Genomic DNA, 24,366 nt, shown 5'->3' on the forward strand with positions numbered 1-24,366 from the left:
AGTCCTCGCTCAAGAGGACTGAATCATTCATTAGTCCTCTTGAGCGAGGACTTTCGCTTTGAGGCAGGGGTTTCAACCCCTGACGGACTATCGGTTTTACCTTAAGTTGACACGCCTTGGCACTACCGTGTCCTTATCTGTATCTTAGAACCGCAACCAGAGCCTACTCAATGCCCCTTTCCGAGCCGTTTTCTCAATTCTGCAATCAGCGCCCTAATCTTATCCTGTACCTCTTCACCCAACTTGTCGCGGGTAAAGGTTGCAGCTTCATGAGCACGGACAATAACATCGGGTACTAAGATAGGAAGACTATGTTCTCGATGTCCCGTATCAAACCCTGATTGTGTGTGACGGCGATCGAGCTCTATATGCCCCGCCGCCAACCAGGAAAGCAAACCATCTAAACACTCTTGTTCGTGTTCCGGCTCCCGTTCTAATCGTTCCGTATTGATAGCAACCTCCAAGCGAGGCAGTAAGAAATGTGCTGAAATACCGCTGTTGCCTGATAACAATGCGTAAGCAGATGTGGGCGCGGCGTAGCACATAGAAACGCCAACTTTAGAACAAAGATAAATAAACGGTCCGTAGTCGTCTATATCCAGATTGATTGATTGGTAATGTTTTCTTTTCTTAGCAATGTGCTGCTCGATAAACTCCTTCCAATCTTTCGGATTGTTCTCCCCCACTCGCCTAATTTCATCACCTTCTGAGATGATCGGAGACATTTCCTCTGCTTCAAGGGCGATATCTGAAAAACGTCGCAGAACTCGGCAAGTAACAAATAGGCGATCGGGTGAGAAGTTGCTCGCATTCTTTGCGACACCTAAAAACAGTAAATGCGATACTGCTGTATCCGCAAAAGGATATTGATAAACTTCCTCAGCACTGCTAACTGCAACTCTTCCGTCTACCACAGATTTATTAACGTACAGATACCAAAATACCAAAGGTGCGAGCCACGACATCCCAGGACTTTTAACAGCAGCACCGTATACAATATTATCTAATCCTGAGCCTAATAGAGTATTGTGAAAAACTTGCATAAATTTATCAATCTCGCTGCGAACAATTTGCCCGTACAAACCGCCACTTTCATAATCTCTCAGTCGGTGTACCAAAGGGAAAACTCGACCATCACGGATAATCAATGTCGGTTTATTTTTAGTTCCTAACTCTGGCGAATTGCCCATTGGTCGCCAATCCGCTTCTTTAGTAGCAATCCGAAAATCCTGCCAGTATTGGCGGAGATCCATTGCAGCCTTGCGAGTATGCTGTAAATTACTCTCCTCCACAAAGTTTCTTGCCAAAGCTGGCGACAAGACTAAGCCATTTGCAGCAGCGGTATGGTCGTCATAGTCCTTAAGTTTATCTGGAAAAATATCGAAATCTTGGTATTCGTCTGGAAAGCCATATTTGGAGTTAGTCACTAACGCGGCCGCTGAGGTGGGAACAATCACAGGATCGGGGGGAATAAAACTGCCAGATGTATGCTCTAAAAATAGGTCTGCTACAGAAGCATCCGTACCTGCTGCTGATTTGTGCAAGTCTGTTGGTAACAGTTTTTCTTCTATTAACCGATCGCCAAAAATGCGTTTTTGCAGTTGCTCTCTAGCTTTTTCTTCATCTAATTTAGCAGTTTGCCTGTACAAGCGAAAGTGCTTGGCTTGAGACGGCAATTCCAAAATACCAGGAAGTTCATCGACGGGAGCATACAGCTTCCAGAATTCTTGAAAATAACGCTTTGCCCACCCTAACTGCGAATCTAGTTTCACAGCCATTTTTTTTGATTCATCTACTGCCCCGCGTCTCAATTTGCGCTCTATATCAGCAGCCAGTTGGTTCAGATCGTTAACTACCCAACTCGCCATCTCAACTACTAAATCTACCGGATTTTTTTCTGCTAACTTAGGTGCAACTTCGATAATCGCCCGTGCATAGGATTCTTGATGTAAGTGACCGCTGGCGATGTTTTCTAAAACAGAAATTGCTTTTTGCCTCTGCTGGCTTTCTTCATAATTCAATTCCCCAATCTCAAACTCATTTTTAGTATGAATTTGATACTCTTTAATTCCAGGAATTTCAAGTTGGCGCGGTTGGGTCTTAGGGTGACAGTAAGTATAAGGTTGTGCGCCCGGTTTGCGACTCCAACCTTTGCGTTTAATTAGCTTGCCTTCTTTCGCCAATCGGTTGAGTAGACTGCGTAAACCTCTTTCTGAACCTACATCTTGGGCTTGATTGAGTTGTTCGACAATCTCTGCAAATTCTAATCCATCTGGCTCTTGAACCAGCAATTCCATAATATTCTGAATTAGAATTCCTGCATCTTTCGCCATTCTTTTACATCCTCTGCTAAGTTAGGTGTCGGCGCACCGTGTCTGGTCTGACGCTGACGAATTTTGATAAGGGCTGGATGCCGCATAATATCGGTAGCTGATGAGATAATTGCAGTCCCTTTTGCTAGTTTAGGAATGCGCGACTTCATTTCTTCAGAAACATCTCCCATCGTGCCAGATACTAATCTCAGGTCATCTGGATCTAGGGCAAATACTACCCGTGTATTGCAAGTTAAAATTACTTGTTTGTCCATAGATGCTGGACTTTGGGTAATCAATGTGATACCTATCCCATCGTGACGCGCTGTACGGATCATCTCTCGAATCACCAAAGTTGATGGCGTTGTTTCTCCTCCAGAAGGCAAGAAGAAATGAGCTTCGTCAAGCAAAAATACAAACGGCGGAACTTGCGATCGCTTTCGGAGTGCTTGCAGCATTCGGGCTGTTGCTCCTACTATTAAGTTCCGCTGCTGTTGGCTCAAATGTCCGACAAAGATGTTAGTTATCGGTTTCTCTACAAATTCGCTCAACCATTCTTCGGTTTTCGCAGTTAAAAGCGAGTTGCGGTTGAAAGCAGTTTCAACCTTCTTTGCCGCTCGCCCTCCTACGGCAGTTTGACCGAATTCTGCAGCTAAATTTTGGATTTCATCGAGTAAATTTTTAATGGGAATGTTGACTGCTGCTGTCTCGTCTAAGATTTTGAATGCTTTGTTGAACAGAGCATCATAAGCAAAAGAAACTATCTCCAGTTGGTCTGGTGTCAAATTTGGGACAAATCCCAGAAATTCCTTCACTCCAATAACTGAATAGGGGACTCGAAAGTTTTCTCCTGCTTTAAAGTTGCAACCTCCCAAATCTTCTGTTGCTTTTAGCATATCGCCGAGCACGTCAAAGGCAATCACGGGAATCCCGTGTCGTACCAATTCCTCCACCAAAACCCCGACAAAATAGCTTTTACCTACACCAGTTTTTCCAACTACTGCCAGATGTCGCGCGATCGCCTCCATCGGCAATATAAAGTCCACTGAACTATTCCCCGATTCGACTCGCCCAATGTGGAACCCGTTTTCGGATGAGTCTGGAATATTAAGCAACTGCGGAATCCTATCTGCTGGCAATTCATAGACACCTTTGCCCGTTTGTGCTAGCTGATTTGGCTCTTTAATCGTTATATTGCTGTTATCGTCTAGGTATATCTCCCCCAATACCTCTGCTGCCATCACGCGGGTAACGTGAGGTGCTTTATCCGTTGGCCTCGGATCTCTGTTACCGACCTGATAAGCTTGATTCTGTTGCAAAGCCGAGGGATTGGCTCGCGGGTTATCTTCCGTACCGCTGATGATGCGTCCGTAGTGAACAAACTCGTCTGCATCGCCCACGATAATGATATACGTACCCAAAGCGGGCCTGCATCCTACATGAACGTGAAACGGCACCTCGTCAAAGGTTGGAGAACCCAAATAGGGGTCTGAGGAGGTTGTCCCAATCCGCATCTCCTCTGTCAAACCCAGTATTGCTTTGATGCCTGTGCCACTTCGCTCGGCTACCTGCATAAATTATTTGTTGTAATGTTTACTGTATTTTAATAGTAGCAAGCTCTCTTGGCTGCGACTACCCCCGCACTTTTTTTGTTACAAAGCTTTACATTTAGGCTGCGATCCCTCATCTATGATGAAAAAGCTGTTACTGCCTCAGTAGGAAAGGAGGCTAAAAGGAAGCGATCGCCTCTATGTCACTCGAACGTCTCAAGCGCACCTGGGAGAAGCCACCAAAACTGATATCCTTGTTTTCAGGTTGTGGCGGCATGGACTTGCCATTCCACAAAGCCGGGTTTGAAGTAGTGTGGGCAATTGATTCAAATAAATATGCTTGTGAGACTTTCAGAAGAAATATTGATCCAGTCATTCTCCTCAACGACTCAATAGAAAAAATCAATGACATTAAACATGAAGTTCCCGACGCAGACATTATTATTGGGGGCTTTCCTTGTCAAGATTTTTCTCTGATTTGGAAGCGTTACGGACTGGATGTAGATAGAGGAAATTTGTATACATACTTTCGAGAGTTTGTCAAACAGAAACAACCTAAAGCATTTGTGGCTGAAAATGTTAAAGGTTTGTTGAGCGCTAATAATTCTCAAGCTATTAAGCGCATTATTGCTGACTTTGAAAATATAGAGCCTGGGTACTTAGTTAAGCCTAAACTCTACAACTTTGCTGAATACGGAGTTCCCCAATTTCGGCAAAGAGTATTATTAGTTGGCATTCGGATGAATACTGACTTTAACTTTGTTCATCCTCAGCCCGAATACGGTTCCGATCGCAAACCTTATCGAACTGCTAGCCAAGCACTTGAAGGTGTGGAGGAAGTACCATACAATAATGAACTGCTGAAAATTAATCCAAAAACTAAACAAAGATTAGACCAGATAAAACCAGGTGGAAATTTTAGTGATATTCCAAGAAATAGTCCCCTTTATGTTAAAGGCCTGATCAGTCACGTTTATCGGAGATTAGATCCGAATCAACCCTCCAGCACAATCATTGCTGGAGGTGGTGGTGGTACTTGGGGTTATCATTATAAAGAACCCAGAGCATTGACAAATCGTGAAAGAGCAAGATTGCAAACATTTCCAGATGATTTTGTTTTTGAAGGTTCTACTACTGAAGTGCGGCGGCAAATTGGAAATGCAGTGCCACCGGAGGGAATTGCTGCTGTTGTTGAGGCTTTAATTCCGCTATTTAAGGGAGGTTATCCGAAAGTTGATTTATATGAGATGAGCAAAAAGTTGCAGGAGATGTCAATTCAAGAACGATTAAAGGACGCAGAATTAGAGGTGCAGGAGCAAAGTTTGCAGTTAATTTAAGGTACACTCAAACCTTTGAGCTTTTTCTTTTTCTCGTCCTCCTTCAACCCCTTCGACTGCACCAAAACCCCAAAACCCCCCAAACCCATCGGATCGATCAATTGATGCAAAGCCTCCCGGCGCTGCAAAAACGTTGCCACATCCAATACTTCCGCATCATTTGTTGATAGAGAAGCAATACGATCGCCCAAACCCAACGCCATCAAAAACAAAGCCTGCTGAGTAAACCCTACCACATCCAAACCGCACAATTCACCCTGCCTTTCCAGCGCCGTAAAATTAACATGAGCCGTTAAATCCTGCCGCCCCACATTAATATAAGGATTATTGTGATATCGGTGGCGATAATAACACTGTAGCGTCCCCTCCCTGCGCCTCGGATTGTAATAGCGGTGCGCCGGATGGCCGTAATCAATAGTTAACAAATATCCCCGCTGCAACTTTTGAGCAACTGTACTCATCCAGTCCAAAGCCGCCAAATTTACCTCACTGCGATAACCATCCCCATAAACACTCGCCGACACATCGATGCTTACCAAATCAAAATATTCGGCTATTTTAGGCGTGGAAACTTCGCCAGTTACTTCAACAAAGCTTATCTCTTCTTGTTCATCTTTTGGGGTTTCTGCGGCAACGTAAATCTCCCTCAATTGCCCTTGTTCAAGAATAAATTGATGCACGGGTAAAGCATCCACTAACTCATTAGAAAAAAAACAACCGACAATAGAGTTATTAACTATCTCATCCCAATTACACCACTTAACACACTTAGTATCAGCTAACCTTTGCCGCTGTTCCGCTTGGAGTACAGCGGAAACTTCAATAATGATATATTCTACAACCTGAAATAAATCGGGATATTGTATTTGCAGATATTGCAGAATATTTTCGGCGAAAGTTCCCCGCCCCGCCCCCATTTCTACGACAGTAAAAGAATGAGGTTTGCCGAGCAATTCCCACATTTCCACAAATTGCTCTGCCAAAACCTCCGCAAAATCAGCACCCCAATGAGACGACGTTATAAAATCGCCTTGTTTGCCGATCGACGGGCGATCGCTATTGTAATAACCGTGCTGCGGATGATACAATGCCAAATCCATATATTCAGCAAAAGTAATACGCTGCTGCGGAGTGGCGGCAATTCTTTCGCAGATTAAAGCGCAGAGTTCCGGGTTACTATCGTTAATATCTAATTGCTGGACTGCCATAATTAATCATTATACTGTGGGAAGATGCTCTGCGACTGCGAGCGCACCCTCAGCCTCGAATGTTGAACTATCAGATTTAACCCCTATTTGTAGCTGAAACCCCAAAGCATCCAGAAACGCCGCCAACAGATAAACTTCATCTCCTCCTGTTTTCGAGAGCAAATTTTTTAACTTTTCATAGTGCAACTTAGCTATATCTGAAAGCTGAGTTATCCCCCCGCGAGCCTCAACAATATTACTAAGTGCTAGTGGTAAAAGTTCCGCTTCTACATTTTTATCTTCCAAAATCGCCTCGATATAAGCAGCAGCAGCTTCAGGTTTTTTCAGGAATTCAATCAAGTCATCTTGGTAACTTACACTTTTAGTCATTATCTCGACTCCTGTAATCTATCCAATATTCAATAGCTTTACGAATATCTCGATCTTGAGTGCTTTTATCTCCACCGCAGAGGATGAGAACAATCGTTTGCTCTATTTGCCCAAAGTAGACGCGGTAGCCTGGACCCCAGTCAATTCTTAATTCAAAAACACCTTCTCCTACTGAGCGACAATCTCCCAAATTTCCTAGCTTAATTCTCTCTAGCCTCCCGCGAATCTTGGCTTCTGCTTTGATATCTCGAAGAGACTTCAACCATTCAGTGAAAGGAATTTTTCCATCTGGTGTGACGTAACGCTGAATTTCTTTTGGTTGAGCTTCCATAATTTATAGTAGCCGATCGAGGCTAAAAAAAAGCAGCGATCGCACTTTTTAGCAAACAGCCCAAAAACGCGATCGCCCTTTTCCTTCTACCTGTCAACCGAGCCCATAATAATGTCGATACTGCCCAAAATTGCCACCAAATCGGCAATCTTCACGCCGCGCACGATGTGAGGCAAAATCTGTAAGTTATTGAAATCCGCAGCCCGAATCTTCCAGCGCCAAGGAAACACACTATCATCCCCGATAATATAAATCCCCAACTCACCCTTGCCGCTTTCCACGCGGACATAATGTTCGCCCTTGGGAATCTTAAAAGTCGGGGCAACTTTTTTGCCAATAAACTGATAGTCAAAACCATTCCATTCAGATTTTGGCCCGCTTTCTAAGCGCTTCGCTTCCAAATTTTCGTAAGGGCCGCCGGGGAGTCCTTTCAAGGCTTGATAGATAATCTTCACCGACTCGCGCATCTCCCGAATCCGTACTAAATACCGGGCTAAACAATCGCCTGCAGCTTCGGTACAAACTTCCCAGTCGAAGTCGTCATAACATTCGTAACGGTCAACTTTCCGCAAATCCCAATTTACGCCGGAACCGCGCAACATGGGGCCGGAAAGTCCCCAGTTAATCGCTTCTTCGCGAGAAATAGTACCGAGCCCTTCAATCCGGCGGCGGAAGATTGGATTGTTGGTAATTAAACGTTCGTACTCGTCAATTTTGGGAACGAAGTAATCGCAGAAATCTTCGCACTTATCTACCCAACCGTAGGGCAAATCGGCGGCAACTCCGCCGATGCGGAAATAGTTATTATTCACCATGCGATAACCTGTCGCTGCTTCCCACAAGTCGAGAATTGGTTCGCGATCGCGCATAGTATAGAAAAAAGGAGTTTGCGCGCCCACGTCCGCCAAAAACGGCCCTACCCACATCAAGTGGTTAGCAATCCGGTTCAACTCCAGCATAATTACCCGAATATAACTAGCCCGTTTCGGAACAGCAATATTTGCCAACTTTTCCGGTGCATTCACTGTCACCGCTTCGTTAAACATCCCCGCAGCGTAGTCCCAGCGGCTCACGTAGGGCACGTACATCACGTTGGTGCGGTTTTCGGCAATTTTTTCCATCCCCCGGTGTAGATAGCCCAAAACTGGCTCGCAGTCCACCACATCTTCCCCGTCCAGGGTGACAATTAACCGGAGTACCCCGTGCATGGATGGGTGGTGCGGCCCCATGTTGAGCACCATCGGTTCGGTTCTAGTCTCAATTCTTGACATAATTAAATGAATTAATGATTACTGACTATTGTTGATTTTTGTTTCGCTTTATAGATTATGAAGGATATCGAGCTCTCTGAGAAGGATACCCCTGGATTAGATGTCAGTATTGACACCTATCACGTTCCAGTTTTGGGTCAAGAATTAATTGCGGGTTTGGCTGTGCGTGCAGGCGGGCGCTATTTGGACGCGACGCTTGGGGGCGGCGGACACACCAGTTTGATTTTAGGGGCGGCGGCTGATGTTACAGTGGTGGCGATCGACCGCGACGCACAAGCCATCCGTTTTTGCCAAACCCGATTTGCCAACTCGCCCGTTGAGTTTTGGCACGGCAACTTTGCTGAATATCAGTCCCCAGAGGCTGAATTTGATGGTATCATAGCAGACTTGGGCGTCAGCTCTGCTCAGTTCGATACACCGGAACGAGGATTTAGTTTTCGCCACCCAGCTCAACTAGATATGCGTATGAACCAGCAGCAATCTTTGACGGCAGAAGAGATTATCAACCACTGGGAAGAAGTTAAACTAGCAGATATTATTTACAGGTACGGCGAGGAGCGACTGTCGCGACGCATCGCCAGGCGGATTGTGCAAGGGCGCCCTTTTCAAACTACAACAGAACTTGCAGGGGCGATCGCCTCCAGCTTCCCCCCCAAGCAGCGCAACGGCAGAATCCATCCGGCCACCCGTACTTTCCAAGCTTTAAGGATAGCTGTCAACTCCGAACTCGCTTCTTTAGAAACTTTCCTCCACCAAGCGCCAAGGTGGTTAAAACCAGGGGGGAGAATCGGAATCATTACATTTCACAGTCTCGAAGACCGACCAGTCAAGCACCAACTCAGAGGAACACCCAATTTGCAGGTACTGACAAAAAAGCCGATCGTCCCACAATCCGAAGAAGTCGCTAGAAATCCCCGCTCTCGTTCTGCTAAGCTCAGACTGGCAGAAAGAATAACTTGATTCGGCAGTAGTAATATGCTTGCTGCAAAAAGTTGAGAGATTAGGGAGACTTGCATGCAGCAATCAAGTACGATGCGGCAAAGATGTAGGCAATAGCGCCAACAACCCACCACTAACCCTTCGGGTACAGTGGGGCTTGAAATACAGCCGGTGTTGACCAGACTTAGGTAGCAATACCTGCCTTAGTAGTAAGTGTTAAAATTCACACCGAGGACAGTGCCCAGCTAGTTAAGAACTCTGCAATCAGAGCATTAATTAGCCGTTTTGAATGCTGGTGTGTTTAGAAAAGTACCAACTGCTAACAAGGTCATTGCTAGTATCACAGCGTGAAAGCTGACTCGGGAATTTTCCCTATTGAAGCGGCCTACCGAGGCGGGTTACAGTATCGAAAGCCTCTCATCTGTGCGAACAGATGGTGCGAAAGGAATGCTCACCTTGAGGTAAAACGGGTTTCTTTAACTCAACTTGACGTAACTGATATGTTGCATATATCCAGCCCCCCTTTTCCTCCCGCCACCTTGCTGATTACAGCTATGGTGGGGGTTTTCAAGGGGGAAGAAAGATGAGTCGGGGAGATGGAAGCAAGCTGAAACTGATGGTAGTCGATGACGAACCCGACAACTTGGATTTATTGTACCGGACGTTTCGACGCGACTTTCAAGTTTACAAAGCAGATAGCGCCCTCAGCGCCCTGGAAGTTCTAGACGAACAGGGTGAGATGGCGGTGATTATATCTGACCAGCGGATGCCAGAAATGAATGGCACCGAGTTTTTGGGGAAAACAGTCGAGCGATTTCCCGATACGATTCGGATTCTGCTAACGGGATACACAGATGTTGAAGATTTGGTCGAGGCCATCAACTCAGGTCAAGTGTTCAAATACATCACCAAACCGTGGAATCCAGAAGAACTCAAATTGGTGATCAATCAAGCCTCAGAAACTTACAAATACTACAAGCAGCGCAGCGTTGCACTGCGTCGCGCTTTACGCAAGGAATCTCTGTTCAATGAGGTAATGAGCGTGATTCGCGGGTCGCTAGATTACTCTAGTATGGTACAAACTATTGTTCAAACCGTAGGTCAAACTTTTGAGGCAAACTATTGTATGCTGCGGCCGGTAGAGGCCGATCGACTATTGCCGAGTACCTTCCCCTACCAAGCCCAAACCTCTGAAGCCAGCAGCTTTTCTTTTGATGAAAATTTGCTGGTTCAAGCCGTAGCCAGCCGCCAAACTCAAGTCAACCCAAACAGTCGCGGGGACGGTAACTCCGTTGAGATTGCCGTGCCCCTGACTTACCAGCAAGAATTGCTGGCGGTACTCGCACTGTGCCAGATTGGTGGCACTAACCCTTGGTCGGCAGAAGAGATAGAGTTAATAGAAGGTGTAGCAGCTCAAGCTGCTCTCGCCCTGTCTCAAGCTAAGCTCTACCAGCGCACTCTGGATTTGGCCAAGCAAATGCAAAACGAGTTGGAAGTGGCCCGCCAAATCCAAACCAACTTGTTGCGCCAAAGTTGGCCGGATTTTGAAACAGTCAGGGTGCAAGCTTGCTGCTATCCCGCGCGGGAAGTTGGCGGCGACTTTTTTGAAGTCTACGTCCACTCCCAAGGGGATATTTGGCTAGCGGTGGGAGATGTTTCGGGTAAGGGAGTTCCGGCTGCTCTATTTATGGCGAGCGCGATTTCGGTGATGCGGCGGGAACTTTCCCAAGAAGTTTCTCCAGAGCCCGATCGAGTTATGCACAATATGAATAGCAGTATGTCTGACGACCTGATCGGCAACAACCATTTTATTACAATGGTTGTTGCTCGTTACACTCCGTCAACCGGACACCTCGCCTTTGCTAATGCCGGTCACATTTACCCGATTGTTTGGTCTCACTCGGAGGTGAAAGCTCAAGCCGCTAGCGGTAAAACGCCAGCCGAGCCTAATTTCCTGAAAGCTCGCGGCATTCCTTTGGGGATACTACCAGTTTGGAGAGGCAAAGCAGGTACGATCGAATTAAAGTCAGGAGATGTATTTCTGCTGACGAGTGACGGAATTACTGAAGCTAGCGTGACCACCGAAGCGGTCGGAGGGGGTGTACCAACCCGTTCTATGCTACAACAAGAAGGGCTTTGGCAACTTTTGATTCAGGAACCTGGTTCTTTCAACTTGGACAATTTGTTGGCTCACATCCGAGCCGACAATCCCGTTCAGGAAGACGACCAAACCATACTCTCTCTGGAGGTTCTTTGAATCTGTCAGCGACTCCCGACGCATAGTCGGGGGTGAGAGCAGAAAAAACTTAAGCCCTGCTTGTTGACGGCCCATAGATTAGTCCTGCAAAGGACGGCGTTATCGTCAACAGTCAAAAACCACAGTAAAAAACCTAGCCGGCGATGGCGCAGCTAGTTTCCTGAATCGCTTTCTTGGGGGATTAAATACCTGTAAAGGGTTAAGGTAGAAGGCATTCGTCAGAAAAAACCAACGCTTAAAAGCCAAGGATTGAAACACAGATTTTTTATACCTCACTGCTTGCAGTCTCGGTATAATTATCAATTGTTAAGGGGCTTTAAGCCCATAACAAAAGTTTTCAACTATACTCTTAACTTCTGCCTTCTACCGAATGACGAATGCCTGATTTTTCAACAGAAAAGGCTAGTATCCCCCGATTAGCGACAAGTATTGAGGCCGAATCCATTCGGCTCGTCGTATTTCATACCTGGAAGACACAGGGTTTTCAAACTTACGGGATTTTTTTATGAATACTGAGCTTCATGTGCCAAGCGACTTGCGGTTTTTAACAATTGTTGAAAATTGGTTGCTGAGCAGTTTGGAAGTAGAGCTAGGAGAGCACGTCGATTGGCCGCGTCAGTCGAATCGTTTGCGCTTGGTGTTAGCAGAAGCCTATTCTAACGTGATCCGCCATGCTCACAAAGATCAACCCAATTTGCCCGTGTTAATTCGCTTGAATTTAAAAAATAGGGATATTGGTTTAGAAATTTGGGATTACGGTAAAGGTTACGAAATGGATACTTACAATCCCCCGATGCCGGAAGCTAAACAGGAAAGCGGCTACGGCTGGCTGATTATGAGCAGACTTATGGATCGGGTGGACTACACTTTGCAAATAGACGGTCGCAACTGTCTGAAGTTGGAAGCGAGTTTGCCGGAAAAATCTTAATTAGTCGTTAGTCGTTAGTCATCAATGATTAGTGATTGACCCTCCACTTTTAGACTCGCTTTGGCTGTCTGTCGCACGCGCTGCGGTGACAGCCAATTTTCCGTGCAGTAGCGTCAATCGATTTTAGATTTGAGATTTTAGATTTTAGAATTGAAGCATTGACTTGCGCGAGATAAATACGTTCGGCAAGTTTCATCGGATACAGGTTTTTTATTTCTGGACGGATGAATCGCGTGGCGGGTATCCTGGATGCGGGAATTGTCAGCCCAAGGCGAGACTGTAAGATTGTAGGGGTACAGTCCCGATCGCACAAATACCCAAGAAACCGGGTTTTTCAACGGTTGACGGCGCTTCACCAGAGATTTGGATAAAAAACCCGGTTTCTGCCTCAATTGCGCGCAAATAATCAAGAAACCGGGTTTTTCAACGGTTGACGGCGCTTCACTGGAGATTTGGATAAAAAACCCGGTTTCTGCCTCAATTGCGCGCAAAAATAATGATGGCTTGAGCCATTACATTCGATCGACAGGTCAAACCAAAACAAACAATTTAAATGTGAAACAGATTATCAAACATCAAATTTCGTCTGTGACCGCAGATTTAGCAATTCTTGGGGAGAAGCTAACAGTTTGACCGTGACTGAAAGGATTTTTTGGTCAGAATTGAGCAAGAACAGCCATCCGACATTAACACCAAAGGCGGAAGTTTGCACCCGGCCGCTGACCTGAACTTCTACTTGGCCATCTTCTAACATTTTGCTGACACCTTTCTGTGGTTCGAGCTGCATTCCTCGCGCTTCTTTTTTTAGATAACTGGCGATCGAAATGCTGCCGATAATTGGATCTTCAAACGGCGCGTGCATAACCCCGTCATCGGCAAATAAATTAGCCGTCGCGTCAAAATCGCCCGCGTTTAAAGTTTCAAAATATTGCAGTATCCCTGGCATTGTGATACCTGCAATCTTTATAGAGTTAGTTAAAATAGGTCGAGTTGTTGCGGTCATAAAACAAGTGATTTCAAATGAATGAGTATACTTTAATCATTCTCTTTGCCGCAGCAAATCCCTCAAAAGATATAAGTAGGGCTAGGAAAATAATTCTCCTAAAAAAGGAGGAAGCGGAGAGCGTCGATCGGAGCTTTGGGAGCGATCGACCAAAATCAATACTACTTTCAAAAAATGTAAGTGTAGCCAAGCTGTAAACCCTTATACCATCAGTCATTCGATTTTAGATTTTAGATTTTAGATTTTGGAGGCGACCCCACGGATAAATTCGGGGGACGCAAGGATTTTAGATTTTAGATTTGGGATTGATTCCACGGATAAATCACGTGGCGGGTACCACCTTTGAAAGTCTTGGTCATTTTCCATCCTTCAATTCTTGAATCTAAAATTTAAAATCTAAAATGACATAAACCCAGACACCTAGCGGCATCTGGGTTTTTGGGCAAGCCTGTTTAACAGAGCCAACCAGAATATTCTATTTGCGGATCAAATTGAGCAATTCTTTAGGAGATGCCAACAAGTCGATCGCCACAAAGAAAATTTGACCTTGAGGATCGAGCAAAAACCGCCACGCAATGTTCATTCCCACATTCGCGCCAAACCAAGGAGTTTCCACAGTACCTGTGACTTTAACTTGGCGGTAGCCGTCTTCTGCGGGTTCGGACACGCCTTGCTTGGGCATCATTTTCAGTCCGACGCACTCTTCGCGCATATAGTTGAGGATAGCGTCGCGACCGACGATCGGCTTTTGGAAAGGCGGTTGCAGGGCACCTTCTTCAGCAAATAAACCGACGGCTGGGGTGAAGTCGAAGGCGTTCATGTAGTCGATGTAGTTGAGGACAGTCTGCTCGCTGATACCCTCAATTGTGGTTTTTACCCGCTCTTCTGGAGCGGTGGGAGTGCTGCGGGGGGCCGAGCGTTTGCCGTACTCTTGGTTAAAAGCAGGGTCATAGCCCATGTTAACTACGGTATTGCGAAGTACGGTAATTTGCTGACCCGGATCTAGTTTCTTGATGGTTTCTAAAACTGCGGTGGCTTCGGGAGACATTTGATAACCCGCGGGGATCGGAGCGACAACGCCCTGTTTCATCAACTGACCCAACTCGTACCAGAAACCGAGTTTGGTGTTGACGCGCAAGGATGTGTAGATCCGGCCGATCGTGGTGTCGGCGTTGCTGGCTAGGTCAAACATGGTTTTGCTTTGAGCAGCAGGCGACATTTGCTTGATTTCGCTCAGAATGCCTTCGACAAGCGCCATGCTGGCTACTCCCGGTGCTGCTGCGGTGATGGAAACGCCCATTTCGGTGTAGGCATACCAGAGCAAGGCTAGTTGGTCTTCAACGCTGAGTTTGTAGAACGCTTCGGTGGTAGCCGGAACAATGCTAGCAATCTCGGTGTTGGAGAAAATAGATTGAGCTGATTGAATACTAACTGCCATATGTATGCTGTGCGATTCGCTGTTGGTTTTACTTGCGTACTTGAATTAGCGAATCGAATTCTCCCTAAATTAAATTATGTAACAGTTTTGACATTTTGGAGTTCAAACTTATAAATATAAAGATTGCCAAAGTATTATCAATACTGTCCCAAAATTACTCTGAAAGTTACTAGACTTATGGCACAAATTGTGCAGTGGTTTCTTAGGTGATGAAAAAATCAATTAATAGCGATCGCATTAAGCAAAAAGCCCTTGAGTTGGGATTTCACAAAGTCGGGATAGCCTCAACAGACAGGGATTTTGATATAGAAAAACAAAGATTGCAAGCTTGGCTGGACAAGGGTTATCAGGCGGATATGGCATGGATGGCAAACCCGAAACGGCAGGATATTCAATTGGTGATGCCAGAGGTGCAGTCATTAATATGTGTCGCCATCAACTACTACACGCCCCACCAACGCCCCGAAAATCCCCTGTGGGAGGGGGGGGACGATGCAGCGGTCGAATATGCTAAAATCTCTCGCTACGGTTGGGGGCGGGATTACCATAGAATTTTGCACAAAAAACTGAAGCTTTTGGCAAATTGGGTGCGATCGCAAGGCGAGGGAATTGAAGCGCGGTATTATGCTGATACCGGGCCGATTCAGGATAAAATGTGGGCGCAGCGTGCCGGGATTGGCTGGATTGCCAAAAATGGTAATGTAATTTCCCGCGAATACGGTTCTTGGGTGTTTTTGGGAGAAATCTTGACTAATTTGGAGTTAGCGCCGGATGAGTCTCATACGGAACATTGCGGTACTTGCACTCGCTGCATTGAGGCGTGTCCGACGGGAGCAATTACTGAGCCTTTTGTGGTGAATGCCGATCGATGTATAGCCTATCACACGATCGAGAATCGAGCCGAAAAATTGCCCGACGAAATTGCATCTAATTTACAAGGCTGGGTAGCAGGCTGCGACATTTGTCAGGATGTTTGTCCTTGGAATCAGCGATTTGCTAAACCAACTGATGTCGCAGAGTTTGAGCCTTATCCTGAAAACATAGCACCGACACTTGCAGAATTAGCCGACATCTCCGACGAGGAATGGAACCGCAGATTTACAGCTTCGGCGCTGCGGCGCATAAAACCCGAAATGCTGCGGCGAAATGCCAAAGCCAATCAAATTAACCCTTAAAAGTTGAGATGTTCGCCCTTCGGGTGCCCTCATCAGCACCTTACCCTATACATACAGCATATTCCATTTATATGCGGTACACACAATCTTGTAGTAAGCATCGGTGCGTCGCCCACGGGCGATATGCAAGTTCCATTGAACCATAGAACAGCGACGCACCCTACACAACACGTACCCCACAATATAGCTGCTACTGTACTTCATAAACCACCGAATATGCTGTAATAGCCCTAGGGTGCTGATGGGCGCACCGAAAGCCCATACATTATGGAGTAAATCATTCCCATCTAAAATCTAAAATCTAAAATCTAAAATTGTATGCTTCCCCGTTCCTTATTTGCTATTGTCCAATGACCAAAGTAATTATTTTTGATTTTGACGGTACTTTAGCAGATACAATCGATATTCTTCTAAGCATCACCAACCGTTTGTCAGTAGAATTGGGCTTTAAATCTGCGACCAAAGAGCAAATCGCTCAACTGAGCAATTTAACTTCTTGGCAAGTCCTTCAGTATTCAGGTATTTCTATCTTCAAATTCCCGCTGTTGATTAGAATGTTGAAATCGGAGTTACGCAGCGAAATCCCCAACATTCGTTTATTTCCGGGAATTAAAGAAGTTTTACTGGAGTTAAAAAAACAGGGATTTCAACTGGGCATCATCACATCTAATTCCAGAGAAAATGTCTTGGAATCGATCGAGAAAAATGCTTTGCAAGACACTTTCACGTTTATTTACTCTGGCTCAACTTTTGGCAAACATAAAGTTATTAATAAATGGCTAAAAACCGAACATATAAATGCTAAAGAAGTCGTTTATGTAGGAGATGAGATAAGAGATATAGAAGCTGCTCGAAAAACCGGAATTAAGGTAATTGCTGTAGGTTGGGGTTTTAATTCTGAGGAGGCTTTGGTGGCACACAATCCAGATTTTTTGATTCAAACCCCCCAGGAATTGATAGAAATTATGAGTAATTTGCGGGAAGTATAAACTGAAATTGCCAAAAGTAAGACTCCTCGGTTGAAATCTATTCTAGACAAACTCTCGTTCCAGCAGAGAAGGACTAAAGAATCAAAGGATATTAAAGCTTGATTTGTTATCAGCCATATTCCCTAGTATCATCTCTGCGAATAAATTATCTTAATCTCCTTCGCCCCGTTTCAGTGCTGCTAAAACTGCTTGCTGGCTAACTGCTTGGTAGATTTTGCTAAAATGCTGCTTGAGGGCGTCAGAGGCGGGCGAGGATTTGCTAGCGCTTCCTTTTCCGTCGGTGGCGATGGGAATTGGGCCTAAGATATCTAATACGGTTTCGCTGCTGGGCGGCGGTACAATGACTACTAAAGATGATTCTAGCTGCTGGTTGTATTCCCAAAAGCGATCGACCTTCGGCAATTTAGCATTCGCAGCGGGGGAATTTTCGCCGGAGTTGACTTGGGAATTTTCGTCTCCCTGCGTACCTCGTCTTTGACGGAGTGCAGTCAAGATTTGCTCTTTGGTTCTCCCCCGCAGTTGAAAGAGTACGAAGGGGTCTTCGCTGAAGCGATCGCCCAATAAGTAGTATACTGCACTGATGTGTTTGCAAGGGTTTTTCGGGTCAGGACAGCTACAGCGCGATCGAATATCAGATAAACTTAACGGAAATAGGGTTTTGCCAGCAGCCGCAAATACATCCTCAATATTGTGCGGCATTTCTCCTGCTAGTAATTTAGCTGAAAAAACTGCCCTTTGCGACATATTTTCAATCACATAATCCCAATCTTCATCAGTCAATGTATCGAGTCCTAAAGAAACTTGATAGGGTTTGGGATCTGTTCCTTGAACTATGGCAATTACTTCTTGGTTGGGAAATTTAATGCTGAGAACTTTACCTTCGCGCGCGTATTGCCAGCCACGTTCTAACCGCTTTTTAAAGCGGTAGGTATTGATTAAATCTAACCACTGTTGTGTCCACCATTCTCTGTCAATCATAAGCCCAAGGAAAAAGGAATAAAGGAAGAGTCAGAAACCGGGTTTTTGACGAAAAAATGGACTATAACCTTTAATTCCGGTAAAAAACCCGGTTTCTTTGGTCGGAGTGTGTAGTTATTCTGATTTTTGAGGACTGAAGTCCGCACTAGACATCTCCCAAAAAGACAGTCAAGAACAGGCATCCTGCCTGTTCCACAATAATTATGCCAGATGTCTACTACAAAGCGAAGAAAATTAAGCACATTATTCTTCTTCCGTTTCTATAATAGCATTGCGATCGAGAATTAGTAAATTGCGAAGTTGGTCTGTATCTAGTTCGGTGAGCCAGTTTTCGCCGGCGCTGACAACTTGTTCGGCTAGAGCTTTCTTGCTTTCGATCATATCGTGTATTTTCTCCTCTAACGTACCTGTACAAACAAATTTGTGGACTTGCACATTGCGGGTTTGACCGATGCGAAATACGCGGTCAGTTGCCTGATTTTCTACTGCTGGATTCCACCATCTGTCATAGTGGAAAACGTGGGTTGCTCTGGTTAAGTTCAGGCCTGTGCCGCCTGCTTTTAAGGATAAAATCATAATCGGCGGGCCTTGGGGGTCGTGTTGGAAGCGATCGATCATTTCTTCCCGCTGCTGCTGCTTAATTCCGCCGTACAAGAACAAAACTTCTCGCCCTAGATGCTGTTCTAGATGGGGTTTCAGGAGTTTTCCCCATTCCGCAAATTGAGTAAAAATTAAAGCCCGATCGCCCTCAGCGAGCACCTCTTCTAACATTTCCACCAACCGCTGCAATTTCCCCGATTCCTGACTCTTAATCTCCAATTCTTTCGGCTTAGCTTCTGCTTTCACAAGAGCCGGATGGTTGCAGAGTTGCTTGAGTTTTACCAGCAAAGCCAGAATCATTCCCCGGCGCTGAATACCTTCGGCTGACTCTAATTCGGCTATTGACTCTTCGACTATTTTCTGATATAATACCGCCTGTTGATTCGCCAGCCCGCAAAATACAGTCATCTCCTGTTTTTCGGGCAAATCTTGGATGATTTCTTTGTCAGTTTTCAGGCGGCGGAGGATGAAAGGCCGAACGAGCGATCGCAAAGTCTGCAATGATTCTCGATCGCCGTATTTCTCGATCGGAATTGCAAATCGGCGCTGAAAGAAATTGCGCGGCCCCAAATATCCCGGATTCAGAAATTCTAAAATTGACCACAATTCTTGCAGTCTATTTTCCACCGGAGTTCCCGTCAGCGCAATTTTAAAAGATGCCTCGATTTGCCGCACCGCTTGCGACTGCTTCGCCTCGGAATTTTTAATATTTTGCGCTTCATCCAAAACCAATCCTTGCCATTTAATGCCTTGAAATTCCTTCGCATCGCGAAACACCAGGGCGTAACTGGTAATGATTAAATCCTTTCCCTTAATTGCCGTCGCAAATGCTTTGCCTTTAGCGCGTTTGTCTCCGTGGTGCAGTAACACTTTCAAAGTCGGGCCAAATTTCTTGACTTCGCGTTCCCAGTTGCCTAATAATGATGTTGGACAAACCAGTAATGTCGCCGCCTCTAGGGCATTTTGTTCTTGTAAGTGCAGGAGGAAAGTAATTAACTCGATCGACTTTCCTAATCCCATATCGTCCGCGAGACAAGCACCCAAACCCCAGCGTTCTAAGAATGCTAACCAGCCTGCTCCTAGGGCTTGATAAGGCCGCAATTGTCCTCGGAAACTAGCCGGAGTTGCGATCGCACTTACCGCTTGATTATCGCTCAAAGTATTCAACAATTCCTGAAGTTGACCCGTCGCCTCAAAATTCACAACAGGCAATTTCTCGATCGTCTGAGAATCGCCCGACGCCAAACGCAAAGCATCCTCCAAAGAAAGAGTCATTTGCTCTTTGCGGCTGGCAAAAAAAGTTTGAGCCGCTTTCACATCCGGCGCGCGCAACTCCACCCACTCGCCGTTAATTTCCACCAAAGGCGAATTCAACGCGATCAATCTGTCAAACTCTGCCTTAGAAATGCGCTGTCCGCCGATCGTCAATTCCCACTTAAAATTTAGCAGACTTTGCAATCCCAGCCCACCTTTCGCCGGATTCACTTTCGGAGTTTCCGCTTGAATGCTCAAACCCAAACGACTCGCCCAACCACCTGTCTTTGTCAAACTCGGCGGCAAAACCACGCCCAACCCGCTATCAGCAAACCGCCAAGCTACAGACTTAATAAACTCGTAAGCTTGCAGCGGATTTAATTGACAAGATTGAGGCCGCTGTGCTTGCAAACTCGGTTCAATTAACGGATAAAGTTTCGAGGCTAAACCCAAGCCGCTGAGCAAAGTTTCTTGAGGCAATTCTATTGTCCGCCCCGCATAAGCCAAACGCTCAACTGAGTTGTTCCAAACAGTTGTCGCGTCTACCAAAAATTCCGCTTCATCTGCTGCTTGCAAGCAATAATTTAAATTCCAGTTTGCTTTACCAGGAGACGGCGGTATGAGTTGAAAGCAAGTGCGAAATTGACTTTGTTGAGATAATTGATTTTGCAGCGGTGCAGTCCAAGCAGTCAGCTTGGTTGCCAAGTTTTCCAATGCTGCTGTTTCTACTTGAACTATCCCAGATTCCTGCTGCAAAGCTTGCAGCCAGTCGCGCACAGGAGAAACTGCTTTGATGTCTAAAGTAGAACTACCAGCCGAGCGCACTTGACTATCTACAATACTGCTCAAAAAGCCTAACACCAATTCCTCAGCCCCCATCGGCAAATCTACCGCCACATCCCGCACCTTCTTCCCTGCCGAATTTACTTTTTTATTGTGACTTTCATCCGTTACATCCGTTACAAAATCCGCTGCCGAACCTTCCTTCGATTGATATGTTCTGCAAGCCGTCGGCATTTGCTTGACAAAAGTGGCGAGGCGGAGTGTATCTGTAGAACTATCTAACAGCGGTTGCCATTTGGCAATAGCAGAACCGTCGGACTGTTTCTCTAATCCCGGCAAAAATTTGCATCTTGCCAACAAATCCAAACTCCACCTAGCAATATGAGACCAAAAACGCAAATCTGAGCCGACAAAAGAGTCTAGTTCCGTGCTGTTAAGCGGTAGTGATTGCAAGAAAACAAAAGCGGCTTGAGGGTTGAGACAAAAACCCTCGACTTGCCAGGGATAAAGGTAGATATCCTCGGTTTTGGCCGGTTCTGAGAGTGCTGCTGCTGAGTGCTGCGGCATCAGATTTGTGTTCGATTCTGAGATTTGGGTGGGAAGTGCGATCGCCCGAATTTCCCTTCTAATTGAGGAGTTTTGGGAGGTAATTTCTGCTGCGTTGGGATTTTTGGGCGATCGCCGAGTTTTTTTGCTTGTTTCCTTGGGAGTTTCTGCGGTTTCCGGTAATTGCCAATCCAGTTTTCCCGACTGCCGCAAGGAATTTAGGAAACTCTTAAATTCAGATTCGGTCATTGCTAAGGGATGCGGTAAATTTATTCCCGATTCCCTGGTTTCAATTGCCCCAATTTTTCGCCAAGTTTCTCCCCAAATAAATAAGCAATTTTTGTCATTATCTATGAGCCAACTGCCGTGTAAAATTGCCATATTTTTTACCCTGATATTTGTATTTAAGTACGAGGTTGACTACAGCATTTATATGGAATTTGTGAAAATTTTATTTAAAACAAACCGAGGAAATTTTGAGCCAGATAGGAATTAGGTAGAACCTGTATATTTAGGTACTTATGGCACACCTTACCGCTTATTGCCTGGCCTAGATAACTAAATCCTTCTTCCTTCTTCCTTCAACGTCCCAATTCCCAAACGAAAATTCATCGTACCATCTATGGAAGGCGTTTAGCGGACGATCGACCGCAGAATCGACCCCAGACTGCAAAAAATAATTATCGAGTATAAATGCTTATAATCGAGACACAGACAGTCGATCGCGACGCGATTATCCCTGTCTTTTGGGGTCGGACTCTCAAACATCCTGTGGTAATGTTACGATCCCGACAGAGAAAGAATGTGGTAGATAAGGAAGCAGTGCTACATGGTAGAGATAGACAAGTCAATATCCTTCGATGGACGGGATATTAGACTGAAGATTGGTTTACTAGCGCCTCAAGCAGGCGGTGCAGTTTTGATTCAGTCAGGTGACACGGCGGTTTTAGTGACAGCGACTCGATCGCAGGGGAGAGAAGGAATTGATTTCCTGCCCCTGTTGGTGGATTACGAAGAGAGACTCTACGCTGGCGGTAAAATTCCCGGTGGATTTTTGCGAAGGGAAGGGCGTCCCCCAGAAAAAGTGACTTTGACTGGCCGTTTGATCGATCGACCGCTGCGCCCGCTATTTCCAAGCTGGCTGCGAGATGACATCCAAGTTGTAGCCACAACGGTTTCGATGGACGAACAAGTGCCGCCGGACGTTTTGGCGGTGACGGGGGCTTCCGTAGCGATACTGCTGGCGAAAATGCCGTTTTACGGGCCGATGGCGGCGGTGCGAGTCGGTTTGGTAGGGGACGATTTCATCATCAACCCCACCTACAGCGAAATCAAAGAAGGCGAGTTGGATCTCGTGGTAGCTGGTTCTCCTGACGGAGTAATCATGGTGGAAGCCGGCGCCAACCAATTGCCGGAACAGGATATCATCGAGGCGATCGACTTCGGCTATGAAGCAGCCTGTGACTTGATTCAAGCCCAGCGCGAAATTATGGCGGAATTGGGCATCGATTTGGTGGTAGAGGAACGGCCATCGCAAGATTCGGCCCTGGAAACCTTCATTCGCGATCGCGCCCAAGAACCCATCCGCACCATTTTGTCAAGATTTGAAAAAGACAAAACAATACGGAATGCAGCATTGGACGAAGTTAAGGCAAATGAAGTCGAAGCTGCGATCGCCGAACTTGCCGAAGACGATCCGGTAAAACTAGCAGCCACCGCCAACAGCAAGGCGATCGGCAACGTTTTCAAAGACGTTACCAAAAAAATGATGCGGAAGCAAATCCTCGAAGATGGCATCCGCGTAGACGGCCGCAAGCTAGACGAGGTGCGACCCGTTTCTTGTCGCGTAGGCGTCCTGCCGTCGCGAGTACACGGCTGTGCGCTGTTCAATCGGGGGTTAACCCAAGTCTTGTCCGCAGCTACCCTGGGAACCCCAGGCGACGCCCAAGACTTAGGAGACGACTTGCACCCGCAGCAAGACAAACGCTACCTCCACCACTACAACTTCCCGCCGTTTTCGGTAGGAGAAACCAAGCCGATGCGATCGCCCGGAAGGCGAGAAATCGGTCACGGAGCCCTGGCAGAACGCGCTTTGCTGCCGGTTTTGCCATCCAAAGAAGATTTCCCCTACGTCATTCGCGTAGTTTCCGAAATCCTTTCTTCCGACGGTTCCACCTCAATGGGTTCAGTTTGCGCCTCAACGCTAGCATTAATGGATGCAGGCGTTCCCCTTTCCCAACCCGTCAGCGGCGCGGCAATGGGTTTAATTAAAGAAGGCGATGAAGTCCGAATTTTGACTGACATTCAGGCAATTGAAGACTTTTTAGGCGACATGGACTTCAAAGTAGCCGGTACCGACACCGGGATTACTGCTTTGCAGATGGACATGAAAATCAAAGGTTTGCCCTTAGATGTGATTGCCACCGCCATCCGCCAAGCCAAACCGGCCCGACTGCACATTCTAGAAAGAATGCTGTCAACCATCGACACTCCCCGCAAGGAAATGTCGCCGTTTGCACCGCGTTTGCTAACCCTGAAAATCGATCCAGAATTTATCGGTTTGGTAATTGGGCCTGGTGGCAAAACGATCAAAGCCATCACCGAAGAAACTGGTGTCAAAATTGACATCGAAGACGACGGAACCGTAACAATTGCTGGCAACGACAGCGAAAAAGCTCAGCGGGCTTACAACATTGTCCAAGGCATGACGCGCAAGTTGAATGCAGGAGACGTGTATGTCGGCCGCGTAACTCGAATTATTCCCATCGGCGCTTTTGTGGAAATTTTGCCCGGAAAAGAAGGAATGATTCACATTTCCCAGTTAGCGGACTACCGCGTTGGCAAAGTGGAAGACGAGTTAGCTGTGAACGATGAAGTGATTGTCAAAGTGCGAGAAATTGACAATAAAGGTCGAATTAATTTGACCCGGTTGAATATTCATCCCGACGAAGCGGTAGCCGCCCGCGAAGCGCTGAATAAATAGTTTACGGTTGGTAATTGGTAATTACTTGTAGAGTAATTGCTAATTGCTAATTGCTAACTCGTGATTGGTAATTGCTAATTGCTAATTGAGATTAAATCTGATTGTTTCAGATTGA

18 protein-coding genes are annotated in these 24,366 nt (G+C 46.0%); 7 read left to right on the forward strand and 11 right to left on the reverse strand.

The window, feature by feature from the left end:
* Nucleotides 1–167 precede the first annotated feature (167 nt).
* Together QUA50_RS14430 and QUA50_RS14435 are read right to left on the reverse strand one after the other, a co-directional pair.
* Entirely contained in the window at nucleotides 168–2,333 is a 2,166-nt protein-coding gene (locus QUA50_RS14430) for a hypothetical protein (RefSeq protein WP_333262208.1), read from the reverse strand.
* Complete coding sequence (locus tag QUA50_RS14435; protein ID WP_333262210.1) at nucleotides 2,309–3,886, reverse strand: ATP-binding protein; 1,578 nt, start codon at nucleotides 3,884–3,886, stop codon at nucleotides 2,309–2,311. Before QUA50_RS14435 ends, QUA50_RS14430 begins: the two co-directional genes overlap by 25 nt.
* A 176-nt stretch (nucleotides 3,887–4,062) precedes the next feature.
* Between QUA50_RS14435 and QUA50_RS14440 the strand changes: the two genes are divergently transcribed.
* Nucleotides 4,063–5,199 carry a DNA cytosine methyltransferase gene (locus QUA50_RS14440; RefSeq protein ID WP_333262213.1) on the forward strand — a complete coding sequence of 379 codons (1,137 nt, stop codon included), beginning with the start codon at nucleotides 4,063–4,065 and terminating at the stop codon, nucleotides 5,197–5,199.
* Here QUA50_RS14440 and QUA50_RS14445 read toward each other — a convergent pair.
* The 4 genes from QUA50_RS14445 to QUA50_RS14460 form a co-directional block, all read right to left on the reverse strand.
* Nucleotides 5,196–6,407 carry a class I SAM-dependent methyltransferase gene (locus tag QUA50_RS14445; RefSeq protein WP_333262216.1) on the reverse strand — a complete coding sequence of 404 codons (1,212 nt, stop codon included), beginning with the start codon at nucleotides 6,405–6,407 and terminating at the stop codon, nucleotides 5,196–5,198. The two genes, QUA50_RS14440 and QUA50_RS14445, sit on opposite strands and share 4 nt — an antisense overlap.
* Before the next feature lie 9 nt (nucleotides 6,408–6,416).
* Nucleotides 6,417–6,776 carry a transcriptional regulator gene (locus tag QUA50_RS14450; RefSeq protein ID WP_333262218.1) on the reverse strand — a complete coding sequence of 120 codons (360 nt, stop codon included), beginning with the start codon at nucleotides 6,774–6,776 and terminating at the stop codon, nucleotides 6,417–6,419.
* Entirely contained in the window at nucleotides 6,769–7,107 is a 339-nt protein-coding gene (locus QUA50_RS14455) for a type II toxin-antitoxin system RelE/ParE family toxin (RefSeq protein ID WP_332985497.1), read from the reverse strand. Before QUA50_RS14455 ends, QUA50_RS14450 begins: the two co-directional genes overlap by 8 nt.
* An 86-nt stretch (nucleotides 7,108–7,193) precedes the next feature.
* Entirely contained in the window at nucleotides 7,194–8,378 is a 1,185-nt protein-coding gene (locus QUA50_RS14460; RefSeq protein ID WP_333262220.1) for an NAD(P)H-quinone oxidoreductase subunit H, read from the reverse strand.
* A gap of 57 nt (nucleotides 8,379–8,435) precedes the next feature.
* Between QUA50_RS14460 and rsmH the strand changes: the two genes are divergently transcribed.
* The 3 genes from rsmH (at nucleotide 8,436) to QUA50_RS14475 (ending at nucleotide 12,502) form a co-directional block, all read left to right on the forward strand.
* Entirely contained in the window at nucleotides 8,436–9,338 is a 903-nt protein-coding gene (gene rsmH, locus QUA50_RS14465) for a 16S rRNA (cytosine(1402)-N(4))-methyltransferase RsmH (RefSeq protein ID WP_333262223.1), read from the forward strand.
* Between the two features lie 562 nt (nucleotides 9,339–9,900).
* Nucleotides 9,901–11,574 (forward strand): SpoIIE family protein phosphatase, encoded by a 1,674-nt coding sequence (locus tag QUA50_RS14470; protein WP_333262225.1) that lies wholly within the window; start codon nucleotides 9,901–9,903, stop codon nucleotides 11,572–11,574.
* Between the two features lie 505 nt (nucleotides 11,575–12,079).
* Nucleotides 12,080–12,502 (forward strand): anti-sigma regulatory factor, encoded by a 423-nt coding sequence (locus QUA50_RS14475; RefSeq protein WP_333104293.1) that lies wholly within the window; start codon nucleotides 12,080–12,082, stop codon nucleotides 12,500–12,502.
* Between the two features lie 137 nt (nucleotides 12,503–12,639).
* Here the strand turns inward: QUA50_RS14475 and QUA50_RS14480 are convergent, their stop codons facing one another.
* From QUA50_RS14480 to QUA50_RS14490, 3 genes are all read right to left on the reverse strand, one after another.
* Nucleotides 12,640–12,993 carry a hypothetical protein gene (locus QUA50_RS14480; protein ID WP_333298552.1) on the reverse strand — a complete coding sequence of 118 codons (354 nt, stop codon included), beginning with the start codon at nucleotides 12,991–12,993 and terminating at the stop codon, nucleotides 12,640–12,642.
* 77 nt (nucleotides 12,994–13,070) lie between these two features.
* Entirely contained in the window at nucleotides 13,071–13,505 is a 435-nt protein-coding gene (locus QUA50_RS14485; RefSeq protein ID WP_333262228.1) for a nuclear transport factor 2 family protein, read from the reverse strand.
* A 475-nt stretch (nucleotides 13,506–13,980) separates the two neighbouring features.
* Nucleotides 13,981–14,943 (reverse strand): orange carotenoid protein N-terminal domain-containing protein, encoded by a 963-nt coding sequence (locus QUA50_RS14490; protein ID WP_333262231.1) that lies wholly within the window; start codon nucleotides 14,941–14,943, stop codon nucleotides 13,981–13,983.
* Nucleotides 14,944–15,152: 209 nt separating this feature from the next.
* Here QUA50_RS14490 and queG point away from each other — a divergent pair, with 209 nt between their 5' ends.
* Both queG and QUA50_RS14500 read left to right on the forward strand, forming a co-directional pair.
* Nucleotides 15,153–16,118: a tRNA epoxyqueuosine(34) reductase QueG gene (gene queG, locus QUA50_RS14495; RefSeq protein ID WP_333262234.1), complete on the forward strand. Its 966-nt coding sequence runs from the start codon at nucleotides 15,153–15,155 to the stop codon at nucleotides 16,116–16,118.
* A gap of 350 nt (nucleotides 16,119–16,468) precedes the next feature.
* Nucleotides 16,469–17,107, forward strand: a complete 639-nt coding sequence (locus QUA50_RS14500; protein WP_333262237.1) for an HAD-IA family hydrolase — start codon at nucleotides 16,469–16,471, stop codon at nucleotides 17,105–17,107.
* A gap of 150 nt (nucleotides 17,108–17,257) precedes the next feature.
* Here the strand turns inward: QUA50_RS14500 and QUA50_RS14505 are convergent, their stop codons facing one another.
* Entirely contained in the window at nucleotides 17,258–18,085 is an 828-nt protein-coding gene (locus QUA50_RS14505; RefSeq protein WP_333262241.1) for an SWIM zinc finger family protein, read from the reverse strand.
* A gap of 243 nt (nucleotides 18,086–18,328) precedes the next feature.
* Nucleotides 18,329–21,649: a DEAD/DEAH box helicase gene (locus tag QUA50_RS14510; protein WP_333262244.1), complete on the reverse strand. Its 3,321-nt coding sequence runs from the start codon at nucleotides 21,647–21,649 to the stop codon at nucleotides 18,329–18,331.
* 448 nt (nucleotides 21,650–22,097) lie between these two features.
* Here QUA50_RS14510 and QUA50_RS14515 point away from each other — a divergent pair, with 448 nt between their 5' ends.
* On the forward strand, nucleotides 22,098–24,251 hold the full coding sequence (locus QUA50_RS14515) for a polyribonucleotide nucleotidyltransferase (RefSeq protein ID WP_333262247.1): 2,154 nt from the start codon (nucleotides 22,098–22,100) through the stop codon (nucleotides 24,249–24,251).
* The last annotated feature ends 115 nt before the right edge of the window (nucleotides 24,252–24,366 follow it).

This window comes from Microcoleus sp. M2_D5 (genome assembly GCF_036701935.1).
In the GTDB taxonomy this organism is placed as follows: Bacteria; Cyanobacteriota; Cyanobacteriia; order Cyanobacteriales; family Microcoleaceae; genus Microcoleus.

Coding starts and splice junctions, on each gene's coding strand:
- QUA50_RS14430 (WP_333262208.1), bottom strand. CDS start 2,333: ATGGCGAAAGATGCAGGAATTCTAATTCAGAATATTATGGAATTGCTG.
- QUA50_RS14435 (WP_333262210.1), bottom strand. CDS start 3,886: ATGCAGGTAGCCGAGCGAAGTGGCACAGGCATCAAAGCAATACTGGGT.
- QUA50_RS14440 (WP_333262213.1), top strand. CDS start 4,063: ATGTCACTCGAACGTCTCAAGCGCACCTGGGAGAAGCCACCAAAACTG.
- QUA50_RS14445 (WP_333262216.1), bottom strand. CDS start 6,407: ATGGCAGTCCAGCAATTAGATATTAACGATAGTAACCCGGAACTCTGC.
- QUA50_RS14450 (WP_333262218.1), bottom strand. CDS start 6,776: ATGACTAAAAGTGTAAGTTACCAAGATGACTTGATTGAATTCCTGAAA.
- QUA50_RS14455 (WP_332985497.1), bottom strand. CDS start 7,107: ATGGAAGCTCAACCAAAAGAAATTCAGCGTTACGTCACACCAGATGGA.
- QUA50_RS14460 (WP_333262220.1), bottom strand. CDS start 8,378: ATGTCAAGAATTGAGACTAGAACCGAACCGATGGTGCTCAACATGGGG.
- rsmH (WP_333262223.1), top strand. CDS start 8,436: ATGAAGGATATCGAGCTCTCTGAGAAGGATACCCCTGGATTAGATGTC.
- QUA50_RS14470 (WP_333262225.1), top strand. CDS start 9,901: ATGAGTCGGGGAGATGGAAGCAAGCTGAAACTGATGGTAGTCGATGAC.
- QUA50_RS14475 (WP_333104293.1), top strand. CDS start 12,080: ATGAATACTGAGCTTCATGTGCCAAGCGACTTGCGGTTTTTAACAATT.
- QUA50_RS14485 (WP_333262228.1), bottom strand. CDS start 13,505: ATGACCGCAACAACTCGACCTATTTTAACTAACTCTATAAAGATTGCA.
- QUA50_RS14490 (WP_333262231.1), bottom strand. CDS start 14,943: ATGGCAGTTAGTATTCAATCAGCTCAATCTATTTTCTCCAACACCGAG.
- queG (WP_333262234.1), top strand. CDS start 15,153: ATGAAAAAATCAATTAATAGCGATCGCATTAAGCAAAAAGCCCTTGAG.
- QUA50_RS14500 (WP_333262237.1), top strand. CDS start 16,469: ATGACCAAAGTAATTATTTTTGATTTTGACGGTACTTTAGCAGATACA.
- QUA50_RS14505 (WP_333262241.1), bottom strand. CDS start 18,085: ATGATTGACAGAGAATGGTGGACACAACAGTGGTTAGATTTAATCAAT.
- QUA50_RS14510 (WP_333262244.1), bottom strand. CDS start 21,649: ATGGCAATTTTACACGGCAGTTGGCTCATAGATAATGACAAAAATTGC.
- QUA50_RS14515 (WP_333262247.1), top strand. CDS start 22,098: ATGGTAGAGATAGACAAGTCAATATCCTTCGATGGACGGGATATTAGA.